The organism is uncultured Campylobacter sp., from assembly GCF_905372745.1.
GTDB lineage: Bacteria > Campylobacterota > Campylobacteria > Campylobacterales > Campylobacteraceae > Campylobacter_A.
On sequence record NZ_CAJPQR010000008.1, the window covers coordinates 21,784 to 34,755 of the forward strand.

The 12,972-nt window shown below is 46.0% G+C and carries 11 protein-coding genes; 8 read left to right on the top strand and 3 right to left on the bottom strand.

What is annotated here, in order from left to right:
- The first annotated feature begins 167 nt into the window (after window positions 1-167).
- From QZ157_RS03595 to QZ157_RS03615, 5 genes are all read left to right on the top strand, one after another.
- Window positions 168-1,694, top strand: coding sequence for a flagellin B (locus QZ157_RS03595; RefSeq protein WP_295141919.1), 1,527 nt, complete (start codon window positions 168-170; stop codon window positions 1,692-1,694).
- A gap of 397 nt (window positions 1,695-2,091) precedes the next feature.
- On the top strand, window positions 2,092-3,264 hold the full coding sequence (locus QZ157_RS03600) for a cation:proton antiporter (protein WP_295141922.1): 1,173 nt from the start codon (window positions 2,092-2,094) through the stop codon (window positions 3,262-3,264).
- The gene (locus tag QZ157_RS03605; protein WP_295141925.1) at window positions 3,261-4,535 is read left to right on the top strand and encodes a citrate synthase; all 1,275 of its coding nucleotides are present in this window, start codon (window positions 3,261-3,263) and stop codon (window positions 4,533-4,535) included. Before QZ157_RS03600 ends, QZ157_RS03605 begins: the two co-directional genes overlap by 4 nt.
- 369 nt (window positions 4,536-4,904) lie before the next feature.
- Window positions 4,905-5,768, top strand: a complete 864-nt coding sequence (locus tag QZ157_RS03610; protein WP_295141927.1) for a 3'(2'),5'-bisphosphate nucleotidase CysQ — start codon at window positions 4,905-4,907, stop codon at window positions 5,766-5,768.
- A gap of 172 nt (window positions 5,769-5,940) precedes the next feature.
- The gene (locus QZ157_RS03615) at window positions 5,941-6,471 is read left to right on the top strand and encodes a hypothetical protein (RefSeq protein WP_295141930.1); all 531 of its coding nucleotides are present in this window, start codon (window positions 5,941-5,943) and stop codon (window positions 6,469-6,471) included.
- Window positions 6,472-6,638: 167 nt separating this feature from the next.
- Here QZ157_RS03615 and tsaD read toward each other — a convergent pair whose 3' ends face one another.
- The 3 genes from tsaD to QZ157_RS03630 all read right to left on the bottom strand — a co-directional run bounded on the left by tsaD (window position 6,639) and on the right by QZ157_RS03630 (window position 11,248).
- Window positions 6,639-7,637, bottom strand: coding sequence for a tRNA (adenosine(37)-N6)-threonylcarbamoyltransferase complex transferase subunit TsaD (gene tsaD, locus QZ157_RS03620; protein ID WP_295142046.1), 999 nt, complete (start codon window positions 7,635-7,637; stop codon window positions 6,639-6,641).
- Window positions 7,638-8,203: 566 nt separating this feature from the next.
- Entirely contained in the window at window positions 8,204-9,532 is a 1,329-nt protein-coding gene (gene creD / locus QZ157_RS03625) for a cell envelope integrity protein CreD (protein ID WP_295141932.1), read from the bottom strand.
- A 216-nt stretch (window positions 9,533-9,748) separates the two neighbouring features.
- Window positions 9,749-11,248, bottom strand: a complete 1,500-nt coding sequence (locus QZ157_RS03630) for a C69 family dipeptidase (protein ID WP_295141934.1) — start codon at window positions 11,246-11,248, stop codon at window positions 9,749-9,751.
- Window positions 11,249-11,460: 212 nt separating this feature from the next.
- Between QZ157_RS03630 and rpmI the strand changes: the two genes are divergently transcribed.
- The 3 genes from rpmI (at window position 11,461) to QZ157_RS03645 (ending at window position 12,743) form a co-directional block, all read left to right on the top strand.
- Window positions 11,461-11,652, top strand: a complete 192-nt coding sequence (gene rpmI / locus QZ157_RS03635; RefSeq protein WP_002944195.1) for a 50S ribosomal protein L35 — start codon at window positions 11,461-11,463, stop codon at window positions 11,650-11,652.
- Between the two features lie 82 nt (window positions 11,653-11,734).
- Window positions 11,735-12,088, top strand: coding sequence for a 50S ribosomal protein L20 (rplT, locus tag QZ157_RS03640; protein ID WP_002944116.1), 354 nt, complete (start codon window positions 11,735-11,737; stop codon window positions 12,086-12,088).
- Window positions 12,089-12,254: 166 nt separating this feature from the next.
- Window positions 12,255-12,743, top strand: coding sequence for a hypothetical protein (locus QZ157_RS03645; RefSeq protein WP_295141939.1), 489 nt, complete (start codon window positions 12,255-12,257; stop codon window positions 12,741-12,743).
- Window positions 12,744-12,972: the final 229 nt, after the last annotated feature.

Here is a 12,972-nt window from a genome sequence, read left to right on the forward strand (position 1 = left end):
GAGCGTTTTGGCTTGTTTAATCTGCGCTGTGCCCGATTTTTCGGGGATTTTCTCGTCAAATTTAAAATTTTTGCAATTTTTTTTCTTTTTCTCTAAAGTTTTTTTGATTTCGTCCGATATAGTTTTTGAACGACAAGAAGTCGTAATTAAACTTAAAAGGATTTACAATGAGTTTTCGTATTAACACGAATGTAAACGCTCTAAACACACACGCAAACGCAGTCGGTAACAACCGCAACCTTTCTCTTTCTTTGGGTAAACTTAGCTCAGGCCTAAGAATCCAAACTGCAGCAGACGACGCTTCCGGTCTTGCTATCGCCGATAGCCTTCGCTCTCAAGCCAGCGCGCTTGGTCAAGCTATCAACAACGGTAACGATGCTATCGGTATCATCCAAGTAGCCGATAAAGCTATGGACGAGCAGCTAAAAATCCTAGACACGATCAAGGTAAAAGCTACCCAATCAGCCCAGGACGGTCAAACAAGCGATTCTCGTCAAGCTTTGCAAGCCGACATCGTTCGCCTAATGGAAGAGCTAGACAACATCGGTAATACTACGTCTTTTAACGGTCAGCAGCTACTAAACGGAACATTCTCTAACAAAGAGTTCCAAATCGGCGCTTACTCAAACCAAACTGTTAAGGCCTCTATCGGCGCTACTACGTCAGACAAGATCGGTCTAACGAGATTTGAGAGTTCAAAACTATTAACGCTTGCGAATGCCCTTTCTAAAGCTTCTTTAAACGTCGTCGATATGAAATTTTTAAACGTAGACGGCGTAAACGATGTTGGCGTAGCTAAAGCTAATATAGGATTTGGCTTAGGTCAAGGTATAGGCGCACTAGCTGAAAACATCAATAAAGTAGCGAATAAAACGGGCGTTAGAGCTACGTTTGACGTAACTTGGAGAGGTACGGCATCAGTAGCGATACCGGGAGGACTTATCAAGAGCCTTTCTATCAACGGCGTAAAAATAGGCGACCTTGATGTAAAAGCAAACGACAGTAACGGCGCTCTAGTAAACGCTATCAATAAAGTAAAAGACCAAACCGGCGTAGAGGCTTCGGTAGACGCAGAAACCGGAACTATGGTCTTAACTAGCCGCGACGGCCGAGGCATACAAGTAAAAGGCGGCGACCTTTCAAAAGGTCTAGGTAAGGGAACGGCTGCGTTAACCAAAGGTTTCGTAGGTCGTTTGAATCTAGTTCGCTTGGATGGACGCGATATAAAAATCGGCGGAACTACTAAACTTAATCTAAGTAAGGATGCATTTTCTGCAGACGGCGGCCAGCAACAGTCTGTTTCTCTAAGAGACGTTCGCGGCCAAATAGATAAGAAATTAGCTACGGCCATGGGCTTTTCAAGAATGAGCAAGGAGCTAAGCGTAAATCAATCAGCGGGCGTTATGACCTTGCGCGGCGCTATGGCTGTTATGGATATCGCTGAATCTGCTCAAAAAACTCTTGATCAGATCCGCTCTGACCTAGGTTCTGTTCAAAATCAGCTTGTTGCAACCGTAAACAACATCACGGTTACTCAAGTAAACGTAAAATCAGCCGAATCTCAAATCAGAGACGTTGATTTTGCTAGCGAGAGCGCAAACTTCTCTAAGTTTAACATCCTTGCTCAATCAGGAAGTTACGCTATGAGCCAAGCTAACTCCGTTCAGCAAAATGTCTTGAGACTACTCCAGTAGTCGAAAGCATTTCTACGCGAAGCGGGGGCAACCCCGCGTAGCGCGTAGCTGGAAAACGTAAATTTTTCTGCTTTTAGCGGGATTTATCCCGCATAGCATAAATTTATACGAGCCCCTAGTCTAACAAATTTACTTACGGCTAGGGACTTTGCTTGCGATTTTGGGTTAAGATAGCCTTAATCAAATCTCTTCAAATAAGTTTGTCTAAAGGCGAGAGCCTTTTTTAAAAGTGAATTTTAGCCGAGTGTGCGCTCGGCTATTTTACTCTCGGTATTTGCCGTAAATTTCAAAGCCCAAATCCTAAAATTTAATACAAAGCAGTCTTCTTAATTAGCGCAAATTTATCAAACCGTAACGAAGCTTAGGCTATAATCGCGCATTTTTAGAAAGGATAAATTTGCAAACCGACGGACTAAGTATTCTTATCGTTCTAGCTCTTATCGTTTTTTCATCGCCGTATTTTTCTAAAATTTTACGCATCCCTATCGCGCCCGTGGAGATTATTTTAGGCGCGCTCGCAGGATACCTAGGACTCATAGGTCATAATGAAATGTTTAAAATCGTGAGCGAAGTCGGATTTTTTTACCTGATGTTTTTGGCCGGCACAGAGGTTGATTTAAAGATATTTTTTACCACCGATAAGAAAATTTTAAAGCTCGGACTCTTATATATCGCTATTCTTTACGCGCTTTCGGCGTTTACTACCTTCGCGTTTAATATCGACAAGCTATTTATCTTGATAATTCCTTTGATGAGCGTGGGGATGATTTTTACGCTTTTTAAAGAGTACGGCAAGGATAAAGATTGGCTAAATTTAGGCATGCTCGTAGGCTCTATCGGAGAGGTCGTTAGCATCGCCGCGCTTACCTTCGTCGGTGCGTATATGAAATTTGGCGCCGGTAGCGAGCTTGCGCTCACGACGCTATATCTGGGCGGCTTTTTGGCGCTTAGCGCGGGCGCGTTTAAGGCGCTAAACGTACTATTTTGGTGGTATCCGCAGCTGCGCGTCATCTTGATGCCTCACTACGATAATGCCGAAAAAGACATTCGTTTGTGCATGGCGCTGTTTTTTAGCATCATCGCACTTATGCTCTATCTAAATTTAGAGATTGCATTTGGCGCTTTTGTAGCAGGAACCTTTATAGCGACTTTTTTTGATCATAAAAAAGACCTGCCGCATAAGCTTGCGAGTTTCGGCTTTGGATTTTTGGTGCCGACTTTTTTCGTTCATATCGGTTCGACTTTTAAGTTAAATGCTATTTTTATAGACGGAGTGGTCAGAGACGCGCTACTAATCGTAACAGTTATGACTTTGTTTAGAGCCGTGAGCGCGAGCGTGTTTTTAAATTTGCTAGGTTTTCGTAAGACCCTTCTTTACGCGCTTTCGCACTCGATGCCGCTAACGCTTCTCATCGCAGTTGCTACCATAGCCTACAAATCAGGCGGCATAAATGAAAATTTTTACTTCTCTTTCATACTAGCGAGCCTAACTCAGGCTATAATAGTAACGATTTGTATCAAAATCCTAATGAGCTACGAAAATAAAAATTTGCAAAAGGAGCTAAAATGAGCGATACGGTTACGCTAACAGACAACAGAAACGGCAAAAGCTACGACTTCCCGATACTGCACGGTACGATGGGGCCCGACGTCATCGATATCTCGACCTTTTTTAGCGATACGGGGATGTTTACGTTTGACCGCGGATATACCTCGACGGCGATGTGCCGCTCTAGCATCACTTATATCGACGGGCTAAAAGGCGAGCTGATGTACCGCGGCTACGACATCGCGTATCTAGCGGAGAACAAAACCTTCATCGACGTGGCGTATCTGCTGCTAAATAAAGAGCTACCGAATAAAAAGCAATACGACGAATTTAAACTCGAGCTTAAAAAACGCAGCTTCATCCACGAGGGTATGATGAAAATTTTCGACGCTTTCCCGGATAAGGCGCATCCGATGGCGATCTTGCAGGCGGCGGTCTCGGCGCTTTCTGCGTTTTACTTTGATCACTTAAACATGGATAAGCCCGAGGAGTACCACGAGATGGCGATGCGAATAATCGCCAAAATCCCGACTATTGCGGCGTTTTCTTATAGATTTTCGCGCGGCCTGCCGATCATTTATCCAAATTTAGACCGCGGCTTTACGGAAAATTTCCTCTACATGATGAGGAGCTATCCGTACGAGCACGTAAATTTGCGCCCGATCGAGGTCAAGGCTCTCGATACGGTCTTTATGCTGCACGCCGATCACGAGCAAAACGCCTCCACGACGACCGTTCGCACCGTAGGCTCGACGCACGCGCACCCGTATGCATGTATCGCCGCTGGTATAGGCGCGCTATGGGGCTGGGCTCACGGGGGTGCAAACGAAGGCGTCATCCGTCAGCTAGAGCAGATCGGCTCAGTAGAAAACGTCGATAAATACATCGCCCGCGCCAAGGACAAAAACGATCCGTTTAGGCTGATGGGGTTCGGTCACCGCGTGTATAAAAATTTCGATCCGCGCGCTAAAGTGCTAAAATCTATGTGCGATAAGCTGTTTGACGAGATCGGCATAAACACCGAGCTTCTAAAAATCGCCAAAAAGATCGAGGAGATCGCGCTAAACGACGAGTATTTCATCTCGCGCAACCTCTACCCGAACGTCGATTTTTACTCTGGGCTGATTTTAAAAGCCCTTAGCATACCAAACGATATGTTTGCGGTTATCTTCGTCATCGGTAGGATCCCAGGCTGGATCAGTCAGTGGATAGAGCTAAAAGAGCAGGAGAGTATAAAGATCGTGAGGCCGAGGCAGTTGTATGTGGGCGAGACGAACAGGACGCCGAAATAATTTTAAATTTGGCGGCTTGCCTTTTTCCTTTATACTTCGTTAGAAATTTCGCCGAAGCTCGGTTACATACTATATGTATGCGCCCTCGCTCGGCTCATTTCCGCCTCGTCTAAAGAAAAAAATACGGCGCCTCAACTCTTTAAGCTAAGGTAAAAATTTATATTTTCAAGGTGCGGGTCTAGGCAACTCAAATTCGCAAATTTGACTTTAAATTTGAACACAAAACGACAAGGCGAAGTGTCTTGCGATGAATTTAAATGTTGCGACGAAATTTTCGACCGAAGATAGAACATTTAGTTCATCGAGGGAGAAAATTTCTAGCTCATTTAAAGGCGCGCAAGAGACGAGCCGCTAAAAAAAGAAACCAAAATGCAAAATTTACTAAACCTAGCCAAGCTTGCGGCCGTAAAAGCAGGCGATGAGATAATGAAATTTTACGCCCACAAGGGCTTTGACGACGAGATTTTAGCGACCCGCTCAACCTTGTCCAAAATCGCGCGCAACAAAAACGCCTCAAATTTTGAGGTAAATTTAAAAACCGATCATTCGCCCGTGACCTCAGCCGATCTCGCGGCAAATGCGGCGATATTTGAAACGCTAAAAAGCTCGCAAATCCCGATCTGCTCGGAGGAAAAGATTTTGGGCGAGTCCGCGCGGACGTTTTGGCTCATCGATCCGCTAGACGGTACGAAGGATTTTATCGAGGGTAGCGGCGAGTTTTGCGTCTGCATCGCGCTTATAGAGGACGGACGCCCGGTTCTTGGCGTTATCTACGTGCCCGTTACCGGCGAAATTTATAGCGCGGCAAAGGGCGAGCCAACGCAAAAAGAGCTTTATAAAAACGGCGCATTTATCCCGCAAACTCTAGCCGCAAAAGAGCGCGCGCCGCAAACGATAATCAGCGGCAAACGCGGCAAAAACGTAACGGCCGGCAAGCTCGCAGCCGCTCTAAATTTGGACATCGCGCGACTAAGCTCGGCGATCAAATACTGCCGCATCGCCGAAAATCTCGCGGGCGCTTACATGCGCTACTCGCCAAGCTCAATCTGGGATAACGCCGCGGGCGAGATGATCGCTGCGGGTGCGGGCGCAAAGATGATCGATCTAGCGACGCTCAAAGCCCCGATCTACGATGCCGCCTCGCTAAAAAATAACGAATTTATCGTCATTGCAAAGGATTTTTTAGGCCGCGAGGATGAAATTTTACGAGCGATAAAAGGGCTAAATTTATAAACCAAAAGGCGACTCGCCGCCTTGCAAATTTAAACGGCTCAAGTAAATACCATTGTATAGCAACGCCGAATTTAAGACCCGCTAGACGAGAGTCGATAAATTTCATTTAAAATTTAGCTAAAATCGTAGTCAAATTTCAAGCCCTAAGTCGCCAAACGTTTAAAGGAAACAATTGTTAAAAATCATAAAATCAGTTCTTAGCGTCATTTTCCAGGCTAGAATTTTATTTATCCTTTTTTACTTTTGCGCCTTCGTTACTTTTGCGCCCATGGCGTCTATCTTGGGCGTAGAGACTGGCCAAATGACGCTTTCTGCGCTATTTAACCCGCTCACGATACTATCTTGCGCATTGCTTGCCGTTTATATCGGCTTTAGGGTCGCAGCATATAAAAATCACGGCATAGATTGCAAAATGGACGCCGTATTTTTCTTCGCTTTGAGCTGGATATTTTTTATGCTGTTTTGCTTGGCGACGCTTCTTGCGACCATTTTATTTTTGGAGGATTTTAGAGACTTGCCGTCGCGAGAATTTTGCTCGCTACTTTTAGTTATGGCGGTTGTTGCGGCGTGGCGCACGCTTAAGAGCTCGGAATACAAATTAAGCGTATTTTACGAGCGAAAAGCGGGTGCAAAGACAAACATATACAAAATCTTAATCTATTCGGTTTTGGCGTTTGCAGCGATTGTCGCGGTATTTTTTTAGCGAAACGATTTTAGATTCTATAAATTTGGCGCTTTTAGTTCACCATGCCAATTTTAGATTTGCCGTGCTTTATACTCGCCAGCTCGCAACAGCGCCACAAAAAGCTAAATTTGGGGTAATAATCGCCGAATTTGAGCTAAAAAGCAAATTTTGGCCAAAAGCCGAATCTAAATCCTCGTTAGCTCGCTTCTAGGACTCGCCTGCAAATCAAGCCCCGCAAACTCGCCGCGCAGGTATTTTTCGCGTCCGGCGCGCGCGATCATCGCGGCGTTATCGGAGCAAAACTCCAGCGGCGCACAGATGAGCTCGCAGCCGTATTTATCGCATAGAGCCTTTAGGCGGGAGCGCAGATTTAGATTCGCGCTAGCTCCGCCCACGACGCCAAAACGCTCAAATTTACGCTGGGCAAATATCTTTTCTAGCTTGTTTAAGATATGCTTGCAAGCGGTATTTTCAAAGGCAAAACAGATATCGGCGATCTCCTGCGCGCCCAGATTTCCGCTTTCAGCGAGCTTTTCCGTTTCGACGCGAACCTGATTTTTGAGCCCCGAGAAGCTATACGCCGTGCGCGCATCGCCAAGCAGCGGCACGGTAAATTTAAACCTCTCGCGCCCGCTCTTTGCCGCCTTTTCGACCGCTACGCCGCCCGGATACCCAAGCCCCAGCATCTTTGCGACCTTGTCAAAGCTCTCGCCGAAGCTATCGTCCATCGTGGCAGCCAGCACGCCGACAGCCCCGTCCGCGCCGATATCTAGCACCATAGTGTGCCCGCCGCTAACTAGCAGCACGCCCGCGGGCAGCCGCGCCTCCTGCGACAAAAATAGCGAATACACGTGCCCCGCGAGATGATTTACGGCGATTAGCGGCACGCGCAGCGACGAGGCGAGCGCCTTTGCCATCGCGACTCCGCCCACTAGGCTCACGGAGAGTCCGGGCTCGTTCGTGACGGCGACGGCTTTTACACGCGGTAACTCCGCCTTGATCTGCTCTAAAATTTTAGGTAGCGCGGCCGTATGCAAGCGCGCGGCTAGCTCCGGTACCACTCCACCAAATGCGCAGTGCTCGGCGTCTTGCGAGATTTTTTTGTGAAATTTTAGCTCCAAGGTCTCGATGTCGAGCAGAGCAACCGAGCTGTCGTCGCAGCTGCTTTCTATACCCAAAATCAGCCCGCCCGCACTGCCGTGTTGTAAATTTTCGCTCATTTTATTGATTTTCCTTTTTTAGCGCATTTTACCGCTTTTTGCTTTCGCGGTTATAAATTCGGCCTGCTTCTTCGCAAAGGCGGCAAAATACGCACGCAAATCGCTTGACGTAAATTTGCAACAAAAACCGAATTTGAATAATCTTGAATCCAAATTTTACTCACCGAGACCCGCATCTTTAAGATGCCAAATTTGGTATTGCGAGTTAGATTTCTTTGCGTAAAAAAAATGGGGGGGGGTGGAGCTTGAATTGCGCTCTGCTAGCAGTTGCGAGGCAAAGCGTCGCAAATTTAAATTTACGTTTTTGCGATGCGGGTCTCGACGACTCAAATTTATAAATTTAATGTCAAATTTGAGCTTAAAGCGATAAGGCGAAGTATCGTGAGATGATTTTAAATGTTTTGAAGTAAATTTCGTCCCAAGACTAGACATATAGTCTGTCGCAGGGCGAAATTTACGTTCTGCTTACAGTTGCGAGTGCAGCGAAGCAAAAATCATTTAAAAGCACTCACGAGACGAGCCGCAAAAGGCTAAATTTTCAGCCCATTTTCGTACCAATCTATCTTTCTAGTTAAATACATCACCAACGCTATCACCGCAAATATCATCACGCTGCCCATCAAAAGCGCATAGTCTTCGGACTGCAAGATACCGTAGAGCAAGCAGTAGCTAACCCCGTGTACGAGCGCGATAAATACGCCCCATTTGCGCGCCCGAAAGATCGCCGAGCCGTAGAAAAGTATCGTCGCGCACACGGCTGCGGCCGCGACGAGGTAGCTGGCCAGAAAGCTAATGTGCTCCGAAAACGATAGCACGAGTAGGTAAAACAGCACGTCGGCGACCCCGATGAGTAGGTACTGGATCGGGTGGATGCGCACGCGGCTGTAAATTTCGCACAAAAATATCGCCAAAAACGGCACCGCCAGAAACAAAATCGCGTACGTCACGCAGCGCGCGATGAGCGAGTAGTTGTTTACGGGACTGATGAAGCTAGCCTCGACGCCCTCAAATCCCATCTCGCGCCTGCCGTCCATGATCCACGCCTGTGGAACGCCGGTGCTAAGGCCCGAGATCTCCCACTGCGCGTTAAAGCCGCTGCTCGTAACTTCGCGCGATTTCGGCAGCCAGCCGCCGCTAAAAGACGGCGAGCTCCACGAGGATTTTACGTCAAATTTATTATCCTGCCCCACAGGAACGAAGCTCGCGCTCTGCCCGCCTTGCATAGATAGCGCGCCCGCTAGCTCAAAGCCGCCACTTGCTAAATTTGCGGGTAGTTTGTAGTGGACACTTTGCCCAAAGGGCGAGTATTTAGGCGGCGCAAAAGACTGCGCGAGATCCTGCCCGTTTGCTTTTAGCGCGGGAAATGCGGTAAAGGTCTTTTTGCTGCCTACGCCTAAAATTAGCGTCGCCTCGCTTAGCAAAACGTCGCTTTCCGCGATATTTAGCTGCTCGAAATTTAGCGGGGCAAATTTGGCTTTTAGCGCGACTTCGCCGTTAAAAACGGGCACGCTAAAGATACCGCGCTTTAGATACTGTGGATTTAGCTGGGTCGATAGCTCATAAGACTGCGGCGCTATCATGATTTGCTCGGTAGTCTGCGATACCGTAGGTACGCCGTTTTCGTTATAGACGGCCGCTTGTTTTTTGTACGGCACCGAGATCAAAACGCCTTCGATCCTAAGCTCGCCGCCAACCGGCTGCATGATGGACTCCTCGGCGGTGCGCTTGACGTAGGCGCGGTCAGAGATCATCGAGCTGATGAAACCTAGCGGGATAAGTAGCAGCAAAAGCAAGACGAAAATGATGACTGGCTTCGTCCAAAATCCGCCTCTGACGCTATCCATGATTTTGTTTTCCATTGGATTTCCTTTTGATTTTTTTCACTGCGATTTTAGCTAGAAATCGTAATAAATCGGTAAAGGAGCCTGAATTTTCGGCTAAATTTCGGATTAAATTTAATGCCTAAAATCTGCGGCTAAATTTACGCGAATAAAATTAGCCGCTAAATTTAGCCTAGCTTGCCGGTAGTTGCGCCTATCGCAAAATTTACGAGGCAGGCCGCCCCGTAAATTTGCCTAGTCTTTTTTGCCTTTGTTTAGCGATTTTAGCTTGGTGTCGGTGTCGTCAGTTAGCATCGTAAAGATTTCGTTCGTCAAATTTTGCGTTAAAGCCTTGGCTTCCTTCATCATATTTATCGAAAATTCGTTTAGCAGCTTGTTTGCTTTGGCTTTGTCTTTTTTATAGAGTTTGACGTATTCGTCTTCAAATTTAGCCTGTTTGACTGCGAGCGCGTCCTCAAACTCCTTGTAGGCCTTTTTCACGACAGGCGAATACTTCTCATAGTCCATCATCACGAGGGTTTGCAGCTTTCTATATGTCCAATAAATGGACTCGTCGTCGGCCTTATACGAGCCCTTGTCGTAACCGTCGATAAATTTGTCGAGGCCATAGTAATACGGCAAATAAACGCCAAGCTCCGACATGCCCAGCGCCACGTAGGTCACTCTGCCGATCTCTTGGGGTAGCCACGGGCGCACCTGCATGACGTGCGACTCGTAGGTTCTAAAGACGCTTACAGCGCGGTAGATATTTTTTTGATTTTCGTCTTTGCTCGCGTAGTTATCGTATGCAGTGCCGTCGTAGTGAGATCTAAGAGCATTTTTTAGATCCTGTACGCTTAGCTTTTTAGCCGGTTTTAAAAATACCGGATAGTTGCCGCCGTCAAGGGTCTGCTTGTCTTTTAGCTCGGGATTAAACATCTGCTGCACCCAGCAAACGCGCGGATAGTTATAAGTAACGTCTCTATCGTCGTCTCTGGTGTAGGCTTTAGTAAACTGAAATTCGCCGTCTTTTGCCGGGTCGTAGGCGCCGTTATCTTGGGCAAATTTGATCAAATTTTTCGATCCCATAAAATTTGGATCGTTTTCTTTGTAGTTTTGTAGTCTGCCTTGGTTTGCGGAGACGAAGTACTCGTCTTTTGGTAGTTTAACCGCCATCCAGTGATGACCGGTGCCGGTTTCAAAGTACCAAAGCTCGTTTTTATCCACAAACACTACGCCAAAACCCTCTCCCGCACCCGTAGTTTCCACGATCTCGCCGAGCAGCTTTACGCCCTGCGCCGCGCTTTTCATACGAGGCAAAAGTACGTCCGGGATATCGTCCTCCGTGATGCCGGTAGCTTCGTTATACGGATCGATTTTTAGCAGTTCGTCTTTAGCATATATGGTCTCGGTGCCGCTGATGCCGACGCCCGCGTCATTGTAGCCGACCGCACCGTGAAGCTTGGTGTGGGAGTTTGCTATCGTCGTGTATCTCATACCCTCTTTTGGCAGCGGATAGGTAAAATCATTTGCTCCGTCATGCGCCTTTGAGCTGTGGACGCCTTTTTGATTGGCTTTTTTCGGATGTATCAAAAACACCTGCGCCTTTATCGCCTTGCTATCGGCACTCCTAGCTATCAGCATAGAGCCGTCGTCTGAGGCCCCCTCTCCAACCAAAATAGTCGTGCAAGCTAGCGCGTTTGCGCAAAACATCGCGCTTATTACCGCCGCAGAGGCGAGAAACTTCATCTTCATCGTTACTCCTTGATTTGAGATAATAAATCTAAGTAAAATTATAGGACTAAAATTATTAATTAAATCTAAAATTTAAGCTACTTTCAAGATTGTATTGTAAATTTGTTTTGTATTTTGACGCGCGCACCTTCAAATTTAAATTTATTAAAGGAATTTTGGGTATAATCCCACTCTTACGCGTAAGGCGTAAAAGAAATTTTAAAAGGATTAGTATGCCTAAGATGAAGACAGTTCGCGGCGCTGCTAAACGTTTTAAAGTGGGCAAAAACAAGATCAAAAGAGGCTCTGCTTTTAGAAGCCACATTTTGACTAAAAAATCTCGCAACCGCAAGAGAGATTTACGCTCGCCTCAATACGTAGACAGCACAAACGTCGCAAGCGTCAAAGCGATGCTCGGAATTTAAGTTTTTGACAAAAAGTCATTCCAAACTCCCCCAAATTTGGGGCAAGACTCACTCAGTGAGCGCCGATTTGTAAAGGATAAATATGGCAAGAGTAAAAACAGGCGTAGTTAGAAGAAGACGCCATAAAAAAGTTTTAAAACTAGCTAGAGGTTTTTTCAGCGCTAGACACAAACACTTTAGAAAAGCTAAAGAGCAATTAGAAAGAAGTTTGGTCTATGCTTACCGCGACAGACGCCGCAAGAAACGCGACTTCCGCCGCTTGTGGATAGTGCGCATAAATGCTGCGTGCCGCCTAAACGACATTAGCTATTCTCGCTTTATCGCGGGACTTAAAAAAGCAAATATCGAGCTTGATAGAAAAATCTTAGCCGATCTAGCTATGAATGACGCAAAAGCTTTCAGCGAGCTAGCTTCAAAAGCAAAGGCTGCTTTATAATACTCAGGAGCGGTTTCCCGCTCCTTTTTCTTTGATTATTTATTTTAATTAAATTTGATCGTCCCCCCCCCCCAAAAAAATCTCAATAAAACAAATTCCACTCCAAATTTTAATTTTTGTTTTTCGTTTTTCCGATAAAATACCGCCTCAAATTTAAGGAGCAAAAATGGATATACAAAAGCTAAATCAAAACCTAAACAAACTCAACAAATTTTTATTTATTATCTTAGGCATCGCCGTCGCGATCTGGATCGGCGTAGAAGTTTTTATAGGTAGCAAGGTAGAATACGCAAAAGAACAAATGAAAGAAAACCTATGCGAAGCGCCAAATGTAAAAGAAATGCTGGCGCGACTAAATTCAGGTCTCCCGAGAAAACTAGACGAGATAAATACGCTAGAAAAAATCGTCTGCGAAAACCGCCGTTTTGTTTATCATTATGCGCTTGGTAAAGGGCTAGAAACAGATGAAAACGCGCTAAATGATAAAGATATCGCCGAGCTAAAAGAGGAGCAAACAAAGGAACTCAAAAAAGAATTTTGCGAGGATACGCGGTTAAAGGCCGTACGCGAGATAGCTGACGGCGTGGATTTTGTCTATTTTTTGGGCGCTAAAGAGTTGATTCGAGTAAAGCTTGAAAGCAAAGATTGCGAGTAAATTTAGCTACTTTGCCCAAAATCCTGCAAAAGCCATGAAAAAAGCTAGGTCAAATTTATGCTTTAAAAGCGGTCGGTTTAGACGAATAGAGCTAGCGTACGTTTAGCCGCTAAACAGGATTGAAATTAGTGTCGTCGCCCGCCCGCCCGTATTTTAAAAATATTTAGTTAAAATTCATATTTAGATTAAGATGTATTTTATAGCCGCGTGCTATCATACGCTCCGATGC

Coding starts and splice junctions, on each gene's coding strand:
- QZ157_RS03595 (WP_295141919.1), top strand. CDS start 168: ATGAGTTTTCGTATTAACACGAATGTAAACGCTCTAAACACACACGCA.
- QZ157_RS03605 (WP_295141925.1), top strand. CDS start 3,261: ATGAGCGATACGGTTACGCTAACAGACAACAGAAACGGCAAAAGCTAC.
- QZ157_RS03610 (WP_295141927.1), top strand. CDS start 4,905: ATGCAAAATTTACTAAACCTAGCCAAGCTTGCGGCCGTAAAAGCAGGC.
- creD (WP_295141932.1), bottom strand. CDS start 9,532: ATGGAAAACAAAATCATGGATAGCGTCAGAGGCGGATTTTGGACGAAG.
- QZ157_RS03630 (WP_295141934.1), bottom strand. CDS start 11,248: ATGAAGATGAAGTTTCTCGCCTCTGCGGCGGTAATAAGCGCGATGTTT.
- rpmI (WP_002944195.1), top strand. CDS start 11,461: ATGCCTAAGATGAAGACAGTTCGCGGCGCTGCTAAACGTTTTAAAGTG.
- rplT (WP_002944116.1), top strand. CDS start 11,735: ATGGCAAGAGTAAAAACAGGCGTAGTTAGAAGAAGACGCCATAAAAAA.
- QZ157_RS03645 (WP_295141939.1), top strand. CDS start 12,255: ATGGATATACAAAAGCTAAATCAAAACCTAAACAAACTCAACAAATTT.